Here is an 18,361-nt window from a genome sequence, read left to right as displayed (position 1 = left end):
CGCCGGGATGCTCACCGTCTGCGACAGCGAGTCGGTGTGCGTGCTGCCGTAGCCGTTCATCCACGCCTTCCAGGAACCGCCGTGCGCGGCCTGGCTGGAGCTGTTGTCGACGACGCCGGAGCTTGCCGTCCACGGCGCCGCCGAACCGGTCTCGAAGCCCTGGTTGCCCAGCAGCTGCGCCGGGGTGCAGCCACCGCCGCCACCCGTGGTCACGGTCCAGGTGAAGCTCGCCGTACCGGTCTTGCCCGCCGAGTCCTTCGCCGTCACCGTCACGTTCGAGGTGCCCGCCGCGGTCGGCGTACCCGTGATCGCACCCGTCGAGGCGTTGATCACCAGACCGGCCGGCAGACCCGTCGCCGAGTACGACAGCGGAGCCGTGCCGCCCGAGGCCTTGATGGCCAGGTTGACGGCGGTGCCGACGGCGGTCGACTGGTTGCCCGGGCTGGTGACGGTGACGCCGCCCGGGTTGGGCAGCGAGCCGACGTTGACGCCGGCCCAGGCGGTGGCGACCGCGTTGTACTCGGCGCTGTTGGCGCCGTACAGGTCGGTGGCCGCGTTCAGGGTCGCGGTACGGGCGGCCGCGTAGTCGGTGGTGGAGGTCATGTACGCGGTCAGCGCCTTGTACCAGACCTGCGCGGCCTTGTCCCGGCCGATGCCGGTGACGGTGATGTTGTTGACCGTCGGGCTGTTGTAGCTGACGCCGTTGATGACCTTGGCGCCGCTGCCCTCGGCCAGCAGGTAGAAGAAGTGGTTGGCGACGCCGGACGAGTAGTGCACGTCCAGGTTGCCGACGCCCGAGTACCAGGAGTCGGCCGAGGTGCCGTCCTTGGAGGGCTTGTCCATGTAGCGCAGCGGCGTGCCGTTGCCGTTGATGTCGATCAGCTCGCCGACCAGGTAGTCCGGGGTGTCGGCGGGCAGGTTGGCGTAGAACTCGACCATGTTGCCGAAGATGTCCGAGGTGGCCTCGTTGAGGCCGCCGGACTCGCCCGAGTAGTTCAGGTTGGCGGTGGCCGAGGTGACGCCGTGGCTCATCTCGTGGCCCGCGACGTCCAGCTCGGTCAGCGGGTGGGTGTCACCGGAGCCGTCGCCGTACGTCATGCAGAAGCAGCTGTCGTCCCAGAACGCGTTGACGTAGCCGGTGTCGTAGTGGACGCGGCTCATCGCGCCGACGCCGTCGTTGCGGATGCCGTTGCGGCCGAAGGTGTTCTTGTAGAAGTCCCAGGTGGCGGCGGCACCGAACTGGGCGTCGACGGCGGCCGACTCGCGGTTGCTGGCCTGCCCGTTGCCCCAGGTGTCCGAGGACTTGGAGAACAGCGTGCCGTTGCCGGAGGTGCCGTTCTTCATGTCGGTGGTGTTCTGGCCGCCGCGGGTGGCGTCCTTCAGCGAGTAGGTCGAGCCGCTCTGGGTGGTGGTCAGCGGCACGTTGCCGACGAAGACGCCGGTGCCGGAGCCTCGCTTGATGCCGTCGGCCTTGCTGAGCACGTCACCGGTCTTGGCGTCGGTCACCACGTGCAGCTTGCTCGGGGTGCCGTCGGACTCGCGGCCGGCGATGACGGTCTCCCAGGCGAGCTTCGGGGTGCCGTCCGCGGCCCACACCACCAGGCGGGGGGCGGTGTCGACGGAGCCCGCCTCGACGGCCAGCGCGGCGGCCTGGGCCTTCGGCGCGGCCTGGGCCGGAGTGGTGTCGACGCCGGCGAGGCTGGCCTCGCTGGCCTTGGTCACGCTCTTGGTGGCACCGTTCGCGTCCTGGTGCACGATCAGGTCGCCGCCGAGGACGGGGAGTCCGGCGTAGGTGCGCTCGTAGCGCAGGTGGCGACCGCCGTTGGTGTCCTGGACGACGTCCTTGGTGACCAGCTTCTCCTGGCCGCTCAGGCCGAGGGCCTGGGCGAGGGAGGCGGTCTGCTGGTTCGCCGAGGCGATCAGCGCGGCCCGGGTGGTCTGCTGGGCCGCGACGGCGGCCGGCGCGTCCGGGGTGGCCGCCTGGGCGATGACCGGTATGCCGGTGACCAGCAGCGCGGTGGAGGCGGCCATGACGACCGCCGCCTTCCGGGCGTGAGCGTAACGGGACATGCGGACTCCTTTTCCGACCGGCGCTGGGTCGCACCGGTGGAGAGAAACCTGGGCCGCGGGGTTGCGGCGCAGTGGGGGCCCCCGCCGGGTGCGACGGGGGTGCGGTAGCGGGTTGCGGTGCACACAACCCGTTGCAGGGGCGGGACGCGCTGCACCTCGGCTGGAACGGCTGCACCGGGGGGTGGGGCCCCCACGTCTGCAGCCGGAGGAATCGTGGCAGCAAACCGGCCGCCAATGACAGATGCATGCCACGGATTGGCCGGTTCATTACCGAAACCGTATGCACGGCGGTCCGTCAGTTGTGCTACGCCATTGCGAACTCGTGAACACGGTTTTCATGCTCCGGACAAAGTTCGATCACTACCGGCGGTCACTGACCAGCGCTCAGGAGTCCGAGCCGCCCCGCCGGGCGGCGGACAGCGCCGCGCGGGCGCGGCACGTCACAGTTCCGGCCGTGCCAGGAACTGTTTCCGGCCAAACCGTGACCGGAACGGAACCGGGCCCCGCTCCGCCTCAACGGCGGTGCGGGGCCCGGCGGTTGCCCGGGTGTACGGACCGGTGTCCGATCCGGTGCCGGGACCGGTGTACGGCCCGGTGCCGGAACCTGTCGGAGCCGGTGTACGGCCCGGTGTCGGAACTGTGTCGGAACGGCGCCGGGGCCGGGCCGGTGTCGGATCGACACCGGAACGGCCCCGGCACCCGGCTCAGCGCTGGACGAACACCGCCACGGTCCGCCCCGGCACGGTGAACGTGCCGGTCGCGGCGTCGAAGCCGGACTGCTTCACCACCGGGTCCGTCCCGCCCGCCTGCGCGGGGTGCAGCGCCTGACCCGTCCCCCGCAGGGCGGCCACGGTCTGCGCCTGTGCGGTGGGCGTGGCGTTGAAGACCACCGTGACGCCCTTCTCCGCCCCGGCCAGACCGGTGCCGTCCAGGTGCAGGGTGATCACCCCGGGCAGCTCGCCGGCGGTGCCGGACAGCGGGTACGAGAGCCGCTGCTGGACGGCCGCCAGGGTGGGCAGGGAGAACAGCGGCGAGGACTGCTTGATCCGCAGGAACTGCTGGTACTGCGCCGAGGCCGCCCGCATGTCGGCCGCACCGACGGTCAGCTTCGGGTTCGCCAGCAGGGACTGCGCGGTCGGCCACATGCCCTTGTTGTCGGCGGCCGGCGGCAGGCCGCGGCCCCAGCCGTTGCCGTCCACGGCACCCGTCGACGGGTCGGGCCAGTGGATCGCGTTGAACCAGTCGCCCGAGTCGTAGGAGTTGGAGTCGAGCGACTTGGAGCGCAGCAGGTCGCTGCCGGCCTGGGCGAAGCCCGCGCCCTGGGTGAGCGCGGTGAGCGAGAGCCCGAGCGCCTGCATCCGGGCCCGGTCGGCGGGCGCGGTGCCGGTCGGCAGCTTGTACGCGAGCGCGTCGAAGAGGTCGGTGTTGTCGTGGGCGTCCACGTACTCCACCGCCTCGCCGGGCTTGGCCGCGTACCCGGTCGGGGAGCCGTTGTAGTCGACCTGGGCGCCGGTGACGGCCTTCCCGGAGCTGTCGGTGAAGGAGTACCCGGCGAGGTTCCCGGTCAGGCTCACCTTCAGCTGGTCCATCTGGTGCAGCAGCCGGGCCTTCTGTTCCTCCGGGCTCCCGTTCGCGGGCGAGCCGTTGGGGTCGGTGAACAGGCCTGAGGCGAAGCCCTGCTGCGGCGCGGAGTCGAGCATGAAGTTGCCGCCGCGCGCGGCGTCGCGGATCCGGTCGTCGAAGGTGGCGATGCCGGTGCCGGCCATGTTGAGCTGGGTGGCCTGCTGGAACCGGGCGTTGTTCGCGACGGCGCCGAAGTTCCAGCCCTCGCCGTACAGGAGGACGTTCTTGCCGTCCACGCCGTCCGAGTCCGGCGTCATCTTCCGCAGTGCGGCCTGCACGTCCAGCATGGTGGACTTCGGGTCCAGGCCCATCAGGTCGAAGCGGAAGCCGTCCACCTTGTACTCCCGGGCCCACAGGGTCACCGAGTCGACCACCAGCCGGTTCATCATGGCGTGTTCGGGCGCGGTGTCCGAGCAGCAACTGTCCGCCGTCACCTTGCCGTCGGCGTCCAGCCGCTGGTAGTAGCCGGGGACGACCCGGTCCAGCACCGAGTGCTCGGCCTGTCCGCTGGCGGCGGTGTGGTTGTAGACCACGTCGAGCACCACCCGCAGCCCGGCCGCGTGCATGGCCTGCACCATCTGCCGGAACTGCACGGTGCGGGCCGCACCTCCCCCACCCTCCGGGCGGGAGGTACCCCCAGGGTCGGTGGCGTACGAGCCCTCCGGCACGTTGTAGTGCAGCGGGTCGTAGCCCCAGTTGTAGGCGTCGTCGGCGGCGACCGCCGCCACGCACTCCTGCTGCTGCGGGCCGTCCTTGGGGAGGGACGCGAGGTCGCAGGCCGGCAGTTTCTGGTCGGCCCGGTTCTCCCGGATGGTGGCGATGTCGAAGGTCGGCAGCAGGTGGACGGTGGTCACCCCGGCCGCGGCCAGGTCCCGCAGGTGCCGCATGCCGGCCGACTGCGACTCGGTGAACGCCAGGTAGGTGCCGCGTTCGGCGGCCGGGACAGTGGTGTCCGCCACCGAGAAGTCCCGGACGTGCAGTTCCTGGATCTGCTGCTGTGCGGGCGGCACGGCCTGCGGGCGGGCGTGGTCGTCCCAGCCCGCGGGCTTGAGCTCCTTGGCGTCGAGGTTCGCGACGAGGCTGCGCTTCGAGTCGGTCGACAGCGCCACCGAGTACGGGTCGGTGACGGTGTTGACCACCATCTGCTGCACCGAGGGCGCCCAGACCTTCACCTGGTAGAGGTAGTACTTGCCGTCCAACTCGCCCTTGTCACGGACGACTTCCCAGACTCCGGTCTCGTCGTCCCGCTTCAGCGGCAGGGTCTTCGGGGTGCCTCCGGTCGGGCCGTCGAAGACCTGGACGGAGACCTCCTGCGCGGTCGGCGCCCACAGCGACAGCGCCACCTTGCCGTCGTAGTAGGTCGGGCCGAAGTCGACCTTGCCGGTCCGCCCGGCGTACAACGCGTCCAGCACGCCCGGGATCTGCACCCCGGTCCCGGCCAGCAGGGCGCCGCTGGGCAGGTGTTCGGTGAACAGCAGCTGGCCGCGCAGCGCGGCCGGGACGCGGGCGGTGTCCCGGGCGTCGACGGTGAAGGCCCGGTAGCCCGCCAGGTGCGGGTACGCGGCCTTCTGCGCGTCGGTCAGCCCGCCCTTGACCGGGGTGAGCCGCAGCCACCGGCCGGGCTCGGTCAGCACGCCCTTGTCGGCCTTGATGCCGCCGGACGGGTCGTACACCAGCTGGGCGCTGGTGCCGCCGGCCAGGGCGTCGTCGCCCGCGCCGTAGTTCGCCGGGACGACGACGGTCCGCGCGTCGATCCACTGCGCCTTGGCGGTGCCGAGGTCGACCTGCGAGGAGGCGGCCGGGTTCTGCGGCAGCAGGTAGCCCTCGCGGCCGCCGAGGATCCAGACCTCCTTGCCGTTGACGGCGAAGTCCAGCGACTGGTCGGCGGGCAGGTCCTTGTCGTTGCCCTTGTGGAGGATGTAGCTGAGGCTGGTCGCGCCGGGGGCCAGCGGCACCTCGAAGACGGCGCCGAAGGCGTCGCGGCGCACCGGCGTCAGCGGCTTGCCCCAGTCGGTGGGGGCGGCGGCGCCGGTCCAGTCGTGCAGGCCCCAGCCGTCGTAGTCGCCGTCGGCCCGGTTGTAGTGGATGACGGCGGTGTTCGCCGGCTGGGTGTTCGCCGGGCCGGGGTCGGCGGTGCGCACGGCCGGGTCGCCCTGCTTCAGCCACACCTCGCCGGTGCTGCCGATGTCGACGTGCCGGTCGGCGTCCACGTCCTTGACGCCGTTCTTCTCCACGACGAACCCGACGTCCGAGGCGCCCGGCTTGAGCCGCACGTACGCGAAGGCGCCGTACGCGTCCCGCCCGGTGAAGCCGTGCCCGGCGGGCCACTGGGTGGCCTCGCCGTCGGCGAGGTCGCCCCAGGCGTAGAGGTTCCAGCCGTCGTAGTCGCCGTCCGGCCGGTTGTAGTGGACGACGGCGTACGGGCGGGCGCCCGCGGTGGGCACCGGCTTGGGTGCGGGGGTGCCGGTGGTGAAGCTCGCGGTGGCGGAGCGCAGGTGGCCCCCGGAGTCCTGCACGACCGCCTTGTACCGCACGACCGTGCCGGGGGCGACGGCGCCGAGGTCCTGGGTGACGAGGAAGTTCCTCCGGCCGTCGGGGCCGGGCTTCCCGGTGTCGGCGGTGCCCAGCGTCTGCCAGGGCCCGGTGCCGATCTGGGCGGCGAAGCTCACCCGGTCGAACCCGCTGCCGTCGGCGCCGGCGCCGACCGTGACGAGCCCGGTGGCGCCGTCCGCGGGCGGCTGCACCGAGAGCTGCGGCGCCGCGGCCGGGGCCGCGAGCCGGCCGGCCGCCTTGAGCACCACGGAGGAGAGCGCGGGAACGGTGACGGTCACCTTGCGGTCGGCGCCGCTGGTGACCCGCTCCCCCGCCGCCGGGTAGATCCGGTCGAAGCCCGTCCCGGCCGAGAAGGTGTCCAGCGTGACGGTCTTCGCCTCGGTGGCGTTGTTGACCGCCACCAGGTACTCGACCTGCTGCGCCGCGTCGATCCGGGAGAAGGCGTAGACGCCGGGGCCGTCGGCGGCGTACCGCTCGATCTGGGCGCCGTCGGCCAGCGCCGGGTTGTCCCGGCGTAGCTTCGCCAGCCCGGCGATGCCCTGGTAGAGCTCGCCGCCCTGTCCGTAGCGGTCGGCCGGACCGGCGGCGCCGCCGAGCACCCGGTCGCCGTTGTAGGAGGGGGTCTTCGAGGCGAAGAGGTCCTGCCGGGCGTCCTTGTCGCCGCCTGCCCCGGTGAAGCCCTGCTCGTCGCCGTAGTAGACGACGGGCTGGCCGCGGGTGAGGAACTGCAGCTCGTTGCCGAGCCGGTCCTTCTTCAGCAGGGTCGCCTCGTCGGCGCCCGGGTTGTCGGCGAGCAGGAAGGAGCCGAAGCGGCCCATGTCGTGGTTGCCGCGGAAGGTCGGCAGCTCGTACGCGTCGGTGTCGGCGCCGGTGTAGCGGTAGTCCTGGCCGTAGACGTCGGCGAGGGTCTTCGCCGATCCGCCCTGGGAGACGTAGGACCGGGCGGCGCCCTGGAACGGGAAGTCCAGGGTGGCCTGCAGCTTGCCCTTGGTGACGTAGGGCGAGGTGACCGCCGGGTCGCCGGAGTAGACCTCGCCGAACATGAAGAACTTCTTGTTGCCCTGCTTGGCCGCGAAGTCCTTGAGCGCGGGCGCCCACTGCTGCCAGAAGGCCATGTTCACGTGCTTGACGGTGTCGATCCGGAAGCCGTCCACGCCGACGTCCTTGACCCACTGCTGGTAGACCTTCTCGAAGCCCTTCACCACCCGGGGGTTCTGGGTGTCGAGGTCGTCGAGGCCGCTGAAGTCGCCCTCGGTGGCGGACTCGCCGACGAAGGTCGAGTCGCCCCGGTTGTGGTACAGCGAGGGGTCGTTGAGCCAGGACGGGGTCTTGGCGGTCGCGTCCCCGGGGTTGCGGAAGACCGGGGTGTACGGGAAGGAGTCCTTGGTGATGCGTGGCCAGGGGGCCGCTGGGGGCACCTCCCCGCCGAAGGCCGGGGGAGCGTCGGCGACGGCGGTCTCGTCGACCGGGTTGCCGTCGACGTCGAGCGTCGGGTAGGCACCGGTCGAGCGGTAGCCGTGCTGCTGCTCGGCGTCGTCGACGACGTCGGCGGTGTGGTTGGTGATGACGTCGAAGAAGACCTTGATGCCGCGGGCGTGCGCCTTGGCTATCAGCTCCTTGAGCTGGTCGTTGGTGCCGAAGTGCGGGTCGACCTGGGTGAAGTCGGTGATCCAGTAGCCGTGGTAGCCGGCCGAGGCTTCCGCCCCGCTGCCCTGCACCGGCTTGTTCCTGAAGATCGGCGCCATCCAGATCGCAGTGGTGCCGAGGTCCTGGATGTAGTCGAGCTTCCGGATCAGGCCGGCCAGGTCGCCGCCGTGGTAGAAGCCCTTGTCGGCGGGGTCGAAGCCGTTCTCCAGGCGGCCGCCGGTGATGCCGCCGCCGTCGTTGGCCTGGTCGCCGTTGGCGAAGCGGTCGGGCAGGACGAAGTAGAACTGCTCGCGGGTGAGGTCGTGCCGTCCGGCGGTGGCTGCCAGGGCGGCGTCGGAGGGCGGGGGCGGCGGCGCGGCGGCGAGAGCGGCGGGGGCGCCGCCGAGGGTGGCGGCGGTCAGCGAGGCCGCGAGCAGGACGGCCGTGCGGCCGGGACCGCGGGGGGATCTGCTCCGTCGGGGGCGGGGCGGGGCATCGGCCACTGAGGGCTCCCTTAGGGGAAGGGGCGATCGATTTCCCAGGAAGCTAGCGGCCTGCAATATGTTTCAGCAAGATGCAGAAACCGTTTCGTTCGGGGAAAATCCAGGCCGCCGACCGTCTCCGGCCACCCCGATTACTCCCCCGGAGCGACGGGCGTGACAATGGGACGTATGTCCGTCCCACCGGTTAGCACCAGATCCCCGCGCACCCCCTACCCCGGTGGGAGCCGGCCCCTAGCCCTCAAGGGGGACAGCCGGTGAAGAATCCACTTCCAGAGGATGAGCAGACGGCTACGAGCGGTCTGGCAGACTTCTCGTCCATGGGGGAACCGACCGAGATCCAGCGAGGCGACGCCGGGCGCGCCGAAGCGGCCAGCGGTGGCGGTTCCGAAGCGGTGACGGCCGAGCCCGGTCGCCAGCCCGACGGAGCCACCCGTGCCGCCCAGACCCGCAGCGCCGCACTGCGCAATCGTTTCCGCGACCAGCGCCGGTCACCGGCCCGGCCGCGGATCTGGTTCGAGCTGGCCCTGATCGGGATCAGCTACTGGATCTACTCGATCGTCCGCAACGCGGTCCCCCAGCAGGAAGCGATAGCCCAGAAGCACGCGCGCTGGATCTGGGAGCTGGAGCAGCACCTCGGCATCGCGGTCGAGCGCTCGGTCAACCACGCCGTGGACGGCGTCGGGTGGCTCATCACAGGGATGAACTACTACTACGCCACGCTGCACTTCGTGATCACGATCGGCGTGCTGATCTGGCTCTACCGCAGCCACCCCGGCCGCTACGTGGCCGCCCGCACCGTGCTGTTCGTCACCACCCTGATCGCGCTGGTCGGCTTCTACTCCTTCCCGCTGGCCCCGCCCCGGCTGATGGCCGACGGCGGCTTCATCGACACCGTGAAGACCCACGGCACCTGGGGCTCCTTCGCCTCCGGGCCCGCCGCGCACGTCTCCAACATGTACGCCGCGATGCCGTCGATGCACATCGGCTGGTCGATGTGGTGCGGCCTGGCGATCTTCTTCCTGGCCCGCCGGAAGTGGGTCAGGGCACTCGGCCTGATGTACCCGGCCGCGACCCTGCTGGTCATCGTCTCGACCGCCAACCACTTCTGGATGGACGCCGTCGGCGGCGAGATCTGCCTGAGCCTGGGCTTCCTCACCGCCCGCTGGCTCTACCACGACTGGGTCTACAAGCTGCCCCGGGTGCCCTCCCGGGAGACGGCCGCCGAGCAGCCGATCACCGTTCCCGAGCAGTGGAGCGAGCCCGCGGTCAGCACCGCGCGCCGATAGGCCCGGCACTCGCCGGCACGGCGACACCCGGGTACGCGGAAGGGGCCCCCGGGCGGGGGCCCCTTCCGCGTACCCGGGAGCGCCTCCGGGGTCCACCGGCCGTCGGTCGCCGGCCGTGGATCGGTCACAGGCCGTAGAACAGCCGGTCCACCACCACCCTGGCCCGCCGGGTGGTCCGCCGGTAGTCGTCCAGCAGCTCCCCGCTGTGCCCGGCGCCGTACCCGAGGTAGCGGGCCACCCCGGACAGCTCCCTGGCCTCCCCCGGGAAGCTGTCCCCGGGCCGGCCGCGCACCAGCATCACCGCCGCCCGCACCCGGGAGGCCAGCACCCAGGCCGCCTCCAGCACCTCCGCGTCCTCCTGCCCCACCAGGGCGGCCTCGACCGCGGCCGCCAGCGCCGCCCTGGTCCGGGTGGTCCGCAGGGCCGGCACCTCGTGCCCGTGCTGCAGCTGGAGCAGCTGCACCGTCCACTCCACGTCCGCCAGGCCGCCCCGCCCGATCTTGGTGTGGGTGGTCGGGTCGGCCCCGCGCGGCAGGCGCTCGGCCTCGATCCGGGCCTTGATCCGGCGGATCTCCATCAGGTCCCGCTCCGGCACCCCGGCGCCCGGGTAGCGCAGCGGGTCGATCAGCTGCCGGAACCGCGCGCCCAGGTCCTCGTCCCCGGCCACCGGCTCGGCCCGCAGCAGCGCCTGGCTCTCCCAGGCGTGCGACCAGCGCCGGTAGTACGCCGCGTACGAGGCGAGGCTGCGCACCAGTGGACCGCTGCGCCCCTCCGGCCGCAGGTCGGCGTCGACCACCAGCGGCGGTTCGGTGGACGGCGCGCCGAGCTGGGTGCGCAGCTCGTGGCAGACCGCCTGGGCGGCCCGGGCGGCGTCCTCCTCCAGCGAGCCGAGCAGCGGCTCGTGGACGAAGAGCACGTCCGCGTCCGAGCCGTAGCCCAGTTCGTGGCCGCCGAAGCGGCCCATCGCGACCACCGAGATCCGGGTCGGCAGGTCCCCGTGCTCGGCCTCCCAGCCCGCGACGCAGGCCCGCAGCGCGCCGTGCAGGGTGGCGGCGTTGAGCGCGGTGAGCGCCTCGCCCGCGGTGTCCAGCGCCTCGGCGGGGTCCTCCCCGAGCCGGCCGAGGACGTCCGCGGCGGCGGTGCGGAACAGCTCCCGGCGGCGCACCGAGCGGGCGGCGGCCACGGCGGCCGTGGTGGACCCGGCCCGGCCGACGGCGGCCAGTATCTCCGACTGCAGCGCCGCCCGCCCGCGCGGTTCCAGGCCGTGCGGGTCGCCCAGCATGGCCACCGCCTCGGGGGCGCGCAGCAGCAGGTCGGGCGCGAGCCGGCCGGCCGAGAGCACCCGGGCCAGCTGTTCGGCGGCGGCGCTCTCGTCCCGCAGCAGCCGCAGGTACCAGGGGGTGCGGCCGAGCGCGTCGGAGACCTGGCGGAAGTTGAGCAGCCCGGCGTCCGGGTCGGCCGAGTCGGCGAACCAGCCGAGCAGGACCGGCAGCAGGGTGCGCTGGATCGCCGCCTTGCGGCTCACCCCGGAGGCCAGCGCGCTGATGTGCCGCAGCGCGGCCGCCGGGTCGGTGTAGCCGAGCGCCTCCAGCCGGGCCCGGGCGGCGTCCGGAGTCAGCCCGGCGGCGCCCGGCGGCAGCTCCGCGACCGCGTCCAGCAGCGGCCGGTAGAACAGCTTCTCGTGCAGCCGCCGGACCTCCACCGCGTGCCGCTTCCACTCCCGCTGCAGCGCGGCGACCGGGTCGGCCCGGGTGTCGTCGTTGATCAGCGCGGTCAGCGAGCGGGCCAGCCGGCGCAGGTCCTCCGCGCCGGTGGGCATCAGGTGGGTGCGGCGCAGCCGGTGGAGCTGGATCCGGTGCTCCAGCGAGCGCAGGAAGCGGTACGCGGTGTCCAGCGAGGTGGCGTCCGCCCGGCCGACGTACCCGCCCCGGGAGAGCGCGGCCAGCGCCTCCAGGGTGTTGCCGCTGCGCAGTGCCGGGTCGGTGCGGCCGTGCACCAGCTGGAGCAGCTGGACGGAGAACTCGACGTCGCGCAGCCCGCCCGGGCCGAGCTTGAGCTGGCGGTCCAGTTCGGTCACCGGGATGGAGTCGATCACCCGCCGGCGCATCTGCTGCACGTCGGTGACGAAGTTCTCCCGGGCGGCGGCCTGCCACACCATCGGGGCGAGCGCCTCGACGTACGCGGCGCCGAGTTCGGCGTCCCCGGCGACCGGGCGGGCCTTGAGCAGCGCCTGGAACTCCCAGGTCTTGGCCCAGCGCTGGTAGTAGGCGAGATGGCTGGCCAGGGTGCGCACCAGCGGGCCGTGGCGGCCCTCGGGGCGCAGGTTGGCGTCCACCGGCCAGATGGTGCCCTCGCCGGTGGTGTCCGCGCAGAGCCGGGTGAGGGCGGCGGCCAGCCGGGTGGCGGCCTTGACCGCCTCGTGCTCGTCCACGCCCTCGCGCGGCTCGGCGACGAAGATGACGTCCACGTCCGAGACGTAGTTGAGTTCACGGCCGCCGCACTTGCCCATGCCGATCACCGCGAGCCGGCAGGCCGCGGCGGCCTCCGGGTCGTGTTCGGCGGCGAGGTCCAGGGCGGTCTGCAGGGTGGCGCCGGCCAGGTCGGCGAGTTCGGCGGCGGTCCGGGCGAGGTCGCTGGTGCCGGTGAGGTCACGGGCGGCGATGGTGAGCAGGCAGCGGCGGTAGGCGACCCGCAGGGCGTCCGCCGGGCCGCGGTCACCCTCGCGGACGCCCTCGCCGAGGGCGCGGAGGAAGTCCTCGGGGCCGGGGTGCATGTCGCGCAGTTCGAAGGTGACCAGCATGTGCCAGTCGTGCGGGTGCCGGGCCAGGTGGTCGCCGAGCGCGGTGGAGACGCCGAGCACGCCGAGCAGCCGGTCGCGCAGCGGCTTGGAGGTGGTGAGGGTGTCCCGCAGGGTGTGCCGGTCGGTCTCGTCGGCGGCCTCCATCAGCCGGGCCAGGCCGAGCAGCGCGAGGTCGGGGTCGGCGGTGGCGCCGAGCGCGTCCAGCAGCACGGGGTCGTCGGCGAGCCCTTCCAGCCCGGGGCCCTCCAGCAGCCGCACCGCCCGTGCCGGGTCGCCGAATCCGCGCCGGACCAGCCGGTTCTCCGGCCTGCTGACCCGGCTCCCGGCCCGCTGATCCTCCACCGCCATCGACCCCTCCATCCGTCCGCCCCAGCAGGTTACGCGCCCGGACGGCCCGGCGCCGGGCACCACCGCCGGGCGGACGTACGGGCAGTCGCGGCGGCCCGTACCGCCGGTCCGTCCACGCGAAGGCCCGCCGCCGCCCTCACGGGCGACGGCGGGCCGGAGGCGGTGCGAGCGGCCGTCACCCGCTCACAGCACCTGGAGGTTCTTCCGCAGCTCGAACGGGGTGACCTCGGAGCGGTACTCCTCCCACTCCTGGCGCTTGTTGCGCAGGAAGAAGTCGAACACGTGCTCGCCCAGGGTCTCGGCGACGAGTTCGCTGCGCTGCATCAGGTCGATGGCCTCGCCGAGGTTCTGCGGCATCGGCTGGATGCCGAGGGCGCGGCGCTCGGAGTCGGACAGCGCCCACACGTCGTCGTCGGCGCCGGGCGGGAGCTCGTAGCCCTCCTCGATGCCCTTGAGGCCGGCCGCGAGGGTGACGGCGTAGGCGAGGTAGGGGTTGCAGCCGGTGTCGAGGGAGCGGACCTCGATCCGGGTGGAGCCCTGCTTGCCCGGCTTGTACATCGGCACCCGGATGAGCGCCGAACGGTTGTTGTGGCCCCAGCAGATGTAGGACGGCGCCTCGCCGCCGGCGCCGGCGGTGCGCTGGGAGCCGCCCCAGATCCGCTTGTAGGAGTTCACCCACTGGTTGGTGACGGCGGCGGTCTCGGCGGCGTGCTTCAGCAGGCCGGCGATGAAGGACCTGCCGACCTTGGAGAGCTGGTACTCGGCGCCGGACTCGTGGAAGGCGTTGCGGTCGCCCTCGAACAGCGAGACGTGGGTGTGCATGCCGCTGCCGGGGTGCTCGGAGAAGGGCTTGGGCATGAAGCTGGCGTGCACGCCCTGCTCCAGCGCGACCTCCTTCATGACCAGGCGGAAGGTCATGATGTTGTCGGCGGTGGACAGCGCGTCGGCGTAGCGCAGGTCGATCTCCTGCTGGCCGGGGGCGCCCTCGTGGTGCGAGAACTCGACCGAGATGCCCATCGACTCCAGCATGGTGATCGCCTGGCGGCGGAAGTCGTGGCCGACCCCGCGCGGGGTGTGGTCGAAGTAGCCGGACTGGTCGGCGGGGATGGGCGCGGTGCCGTCGCCGGGCAGGTTCTTCAGCAGGAAGAACTCGATCTCCGGGTGGGTGTAGAAGGTGAAGCCCTGGTCGGAGGCCTTCTCCAGGGTGCGCTTGAGCACGAACCTGGGGTCGGCGTAGGACGGCGAGCCGTCCGGCATCAGGATGTCGCAGAACATCCGGGCGGTGCCCGGGGTCTCCGAGCGCCACGGCAGGATCTGGAAAGTGGTCGGGTCCGGCTTGGCGATCATGTCGGACTCGTACACCCGGGCGAAGCCCTCGATCGCGGAGCCGTCGAACCCGATGCCCTCCTCGAAGGCCTGCTCCAGTTCGGCCGGCGCCACCGCGACCGACTTGAGGAACCCGAGCACGTCGGTGAACCACAGCCGGACGAACCGGATGTCACGCTCTTCGAGCGTCCGAAGCACGAACTGCTGCTGCTTGCCCATGGGGACAGTCTCACCTCTGCTCTTTACGCTCGTGTTACGCCCGGGGGGCCTCCGGAAGACCCCTGGCCGCGAATGTCCCCATCATGGCCGATCACCGGCCGGGACGGCAGTGCCGACCCCCGGGACGGCGTCCGGACCGCCCCCTCGCGGGACATTGCGTCAGATAGACGATTACACTCGGGGACATGCCCAATCTCCGTCTCGCCCTGAGCCAGATCGACCCCTGGGTCGGTGACCTCGCCCGCAACAGCGATGAGGTGGTGCGCTGGACCAAGCAGGCCGTCGAGGCCGGCGCGCAGCTGGTCGCCTTCCCCGAGATGGCCCTCACCGGGTACCCGGTCGAGGACCTCGCCCTGCGGGGCTCCTTCGTCGAGGCCTCCCGGGGCGCGCTGGTCGAGCTGGCCGCCCGGCTGGCGGTCGAGGGTCTGGGCGAGGTGCCGGTGGTGGTCGGCTACCTCGGGCGCTCCGAGCACGCCTCGCCGCGCTTCAACCGCCCGGCCGGGTCGCCGCAGAACTGTGCCGCCGTGCTGCACCGGGGCGAGGTGGTGACCCGCTTCGCCAAGCACCACCTGCCCAACTACGGCGTGTTCGACGAGTTCCGCTGGTTCGTCCCGGGCGACCAGCTGCCGGTCGTCCGGGTGCACGGGGTGGACGTCGCACTGGCGATCTGCGAGGACATCTGGCAGGACGGCGGCCGGGTCACCGCGGCCCGCGAGGCCGAGGCCGGGCTGCTGCTGGTGGTCAACGGCTCGCCGTACGAGCGGAACAAGGACGACGAGCGGCTGGAGCTGGTGCGGCGCCGGGCGGCCGAGGCGGGCTGCGCCCTGGCCTACGTCAACATGGTCGGCGGCCAGGACGAGCTGGTCTTCGACGGCGACTCGATCGTGGTCGGGGCGGACGGCGAAGTGCTGGGCCGCTCCCCGCAGTTCGAGGAGCACCTGATGGTGCTGGACCTCGACCTGCCGGCCGCGAGCAGCGACCACACCGACGGCCTGCTGCTGAGCGACGGCCTGCACCTGGTCCGCACCGAGCTGAGCGGCGAGCCGCGGCCCGCCCCCGTACCGACGCTGGCCGCCGAGGTGGCGCCGCGGATCTCGGACGAGGCCGAGATCTGGGCCGCGCTGGTCTCCGGCACCCGGGCGTACGTGGAGAAGAACGGTTTCCGTTCGGTGCTGATCGGCCTCTCCGGCGGCATCGACTCGGCGCTGGTGGCCTCGATCGCGGTGGACGCGATCGGCGCCGAGAACGTGTACTGCGTCTCGATGCCCAGCCGCTACTCCTCCGAGCACTCCAAGGACGACGCGGCGGACCTGGCCCGTCGGACCGGCCTGCACTTCCGGACCGTCTCCATCGCCCCGATGTTCGACGCCTACATGGGCGCCACCGGGCTGAGCGGCCTGGCCGAGGAGAACCTGCAGTCCCGGCTGCGCGGCACGCTGCTGATGGCGATCTCCAACCAGGAGGGGCACATCGTGCTCGCGCCCGGCAACAAGAGCGAACTGGCGGTCGGTTACTCGACCCTGTACGGCGACTCGGTGGGCGCCTTCGGGCCGATCAAGGACGTCTACAAGTCGCTGGTCTTCCGGCTGGCCCGCTGGCGCAACGAGGAGGCCGGGCAGCGCGGCGAGGTGGCTCCGATCCCGGAGAACACCATCGTCAAGCCGCCGTCCGCCGAGCTGCGGCCGGACCAGAAGGACACCGACTCGCTGCCCGACTACGACCTGCTGGACAGCGTGCTGACCCGCTACATCGAGGGCGACGAGGGCCGGGACGCGATCGTCGCGGCCGGTTTCGACCCGGCCGTGGTGGACCGGGTGGTGCGGCTGGTCGACACCGCCGAGTACAAGCGGCGCCAGTACCCGCCGGGCCCGAAGATCTCGGTGAAGAACTTCGGCCGGGACCGCCGGCTGCCGATCACCAACCGCTGGCGCCGCGGCTGACCCGTCAGTACCGGTAGGTGGCGACCACCGCGAGATGGTCGCTGCCGTCCTGAGGCAGGGTGCGGGAGTCGACCGGTTCGAGCCCGCCCCTGCTCATGATCTGGTCGATCCGGGCCATCGGGAAGGCCGCCGGCCAGCTGAAACCGAAGCCGTCCCCGGCGGCGCCCTGGGCCGAGCGCATCTGCGAGGTGACCGGTGCCAGACTGCGGTCGTTCATGGTGCCGTTGAGGTCGCCGAGCAGCAGCACCTTCCTGACCGGCTCGGCCTGGATCGCGTCGCCGAGCGCCTGTGCGCTGGCGTCCCGCTGGTTGACGGTGAAACCGCCCTCGGCCTTCAGCCGCACCGAGGGCAGGTGCGCGACGTACACCGCGACCGGGCCCTGCGGGGTGCCGACCTGGGCCCGGAACGCCCTGGTCCAGCCCATCTTGAGGTCCACCGGGGAGACCCCGCTGATCGGGTACTTCGACCAGAGCCCGACCGTGCCCTCCACCGTGTGGTAGGGGTAGGCCTCGGCGAGCCCGGTCTCGTACGAGCGCAGCGACCGGCCGGCCAGCTCCTGCAGGGCGACGATCTGGGCGCCGGACGCCACCAGCCCCCGGACGGTGGCCGGGACGTCGGTGTTCCCGGCGGCGACGTTGTGGCTGACCACCGTCCAGTCCCCCTTGCCACCGCTCTTGTCGGTCAGCAGGCCGCCGAACAGGTTGGCCCAGAGCACCACGGGCAGCAGCAGGGTGAGCAGCGCGGTGGCGGAGCGGCGCAGCAGCGCGGGCACCAGCAGCAACGGGACGGCCAGACCCAGCCAGGGCAGGAAGGTCTCCAGCAGGCTGCCGAGGTTGCCGACGCCGTTGGGCACCTCGGCGTGGAAGGCGAACAGCGCGGCGGTCAGCGCGGCCAGGACGGCGACCACCAGGCCGCGCCGCCAGGTGGTGGCCCCGCGGGCGTCCCGGCCCCAGTCCCGCAGGCCGAGGAATCCGCCGGACGGGGCCGCGGGGGCCGAGTCGTCGGCACCTCCGGGAGCCGCGGTCCGCTCGGTCCTGTCCGCCTGCACCATTGCGTGGCTCCCGTTCGCTCGTTTCGTCCGCCGGTCCGGGGTCCGGCCCGTGCGGACGGGCACGGTGCCGGACCGGTGCCGGTTCGATCGGATACCCGGCTCAGCCTATGCCGGGAGAGACGTCACTCCCCCGGAGCGGGTTCCGGCGCGGCCTCGTTTGGTGAGTTAGACCACGTCCGGTCGGGACGGCCGGGCGTTCGACGCGGCCCCGACGCGGCCCCGACGCGGCCCCGGGGGCGGCGCGGGCCGGGCGGACGGCGTCGGGCGGGCGGCGTCCGGGGTCAGTGCGGCGCGAGGCCGTCGAGCAGCGAGTCGACCATCTTGCGGGCCAGGTCCGGGTCCTCCAGGTCGGAGTCGTCCCACAGGATGCTGCGGTACAGGATCGGGCCCATCAACAGGTCGCCCAGCAGGTCCAGTTCGAGGTCGGAGCGGAGCACGCCCTCGTCCACGGCGCGGCGGATCAGCGCCAGCCCGGCCTCCCGGCGGGGCTTGACCACCCGGTCGCGGTAGGCGTTGTGCAGCTCGGGCAGGCTCTGCATCTGGCCGAGGGCCGCCTTGAGCACCCAGCGGGTGCGCTTGGCGAGGCCGCGCCGACGCATGTAGTCGATCATCTCGATCAGGTCGGCCCGCGCGCCGCCGCCGGTCGGCTCCGGCATCGGGACCTCCAGCCGGCCGACCACGTCGACCAGCAGGGCCTCCTTGTTGGGCCAGCGCCGGTAGATGGTGGCCTTGCCGACGCCGGCGGCGGTGGCGATGCCCTCGATGGTGAGCTCGGCCATCGTGGTGCCGCCCGCCATCAGGTCCTCCACCGCGGTGAAGATGGCCTGCTCGGCGGCCTCGCTGCGGGGCCGGCCGCGGCGTGTGGCGGCGCAGGCCGGGCCGCTGTCGGCGGCGCAGTCCTGCTCGGTGCCGGCGGTCGGGGTGTCCGTCTTCATCCCCGCTGTTCTCCCTCGCTGTGCCCGGGCGCGCGGGCGCCGTCCGTGTCGTTGGCGGCCCGTGCGGCGGGTGGGACCCGC

8 protein-coding genes are annotated in these 18,361 nt (G+C 72.6%); 2 read left to right on the top strand and 6 right to left on the bottom strand.

Annotation, left to right across the window (positions count from 1 at the left end; genetic code table 11):
- Both AB0D10_RS02115 and pulA read right to left on the bottom strand, forming a co-directional pair.
- On the bottom strand, positions 1-2,070 hold a 2,070-nt coding region (locus tag AB0D10_RS02115), incomplete at its 3' end, for a M4 family metallopeptidase (RefSeq protein WP_360249682.1).
- Positions 2,071-2,774: 704 nt separating this feature from the next.
- A complete protein-coding gene (gene pulA, locus AB0D10_RS02110; protein WP_360249679.1) occupies positions 2,775-8,375 on the bottom strand; it encodes a pullulanase-type alpha-1,6-glucosidase in 5,601 nt (1,866 codons plus the stop codon).
- A gap of 317 nt (positions 8,376-8,692) precedes the next feature.
- Here pulA and AB0D10_RS02105 point away from each other — a divergent pair, with 317 nt between their 5' ends.
- On the top strand, positions 8,693-9,661 hold the full coding sequence (locus AB0D10_RS02105; protein ID WP_360249676.1) for a phosphatase PAP2 family protein: 969 nt from the start codon (positions 8,693-8,695) through the stop codon (positions 9,659-9,661).
- A 124-nt stretch (positions 9,662-9,785) separates the two neighbouring features.
- Here AB0D10_RS02105 and AB0D10_RS02100 read toward each other — a convergent pair whose 3' ends face one another.
- The gene (locus AB0D10_RS02100; protein WP_360249673.1) at positions 9,786-12,809 is read right to left on the bottom strand and encodes a bifunctional [glutamine synthetase] adenylyltransferase/[glutamine synthetase]-adenylyl-L-tyrosine phosphorylase; all 3,024 of its coding nucleotides are present in this window, start codon (positions 12,807-12,809) and stop codon (positions 9,786-9,788) included.
- A gap of 183 nt (positions 12,810-12,992) precedes the next feature.
- On the bottom strand, positions 12,993-14,354 hold the full coding sequence (gene glnA / locus AB0D10_RS02095; RefSeq protein ID WP_360249670.1) for a type I glutamate--ammonia ligase: 1,362 nt from the start codon (positions 14,352-14,354) through the stop codon (positions 12,993-12,995).
- A 185-nt stretch (positions 14,355-14,539) separates the two neighbouring features.
- Between glnA and AB0D10_RS02090 the strand changes: the two genes are divergently transcribed.
- On the top strand, positions 14,540-16,294 hold the full coding sequence (locus AB0D10_RS02090) for an NAD+ synthase (protein WP_360249667.1): 1,755 nt from the start codon (positions 14,540-14,542) through the stop codon (positions 16,292-16,294).
- Positions 16,295-16,298: 4 nt separating this feature from the next.
- On the opposite strand, the gene AB0D10_RS02085 is transcribed toward AB0D10_RS02090, so the two are convergent.
- A complete protein-coding gene (locus AB0D10_RS02085; RefSeq protein ID WP_360249664.1) occupies positions 16,299-17,345 on the bottom strand; it encodes an endonuclease/exonuclease/phosphatase family protein in 1,047 nt (348 codons plus the stop codon).
- 281 nt (positions 17,346-17,626) lie between these two features.
- A complete protein-coding gene (locus AB0D10_RS02080) occupies positions 17,627-18,280 on the bottom strand; it encodes a TetR/AcrR family transcriptional regulator (protein ID WP_360249661.1) in 654 nt (217 codons plus the stop codon).
- Positions 18,281-18,361: the final 81 nt, after the last annotated feature.

It is taken from the genome of Kitasatospora sp. NPDC048545, assembly GCF_040651155.1.
GTDB lineage: Bacteria > Actinomycetota > Actinomycetes > Streptomycetales > Streptomycetaceae > Kitasatospora.
Note: the sequence above shows the minus strand (reverse complement) of the source record. Positions and strands in the feature narration are given on the sequence as shown.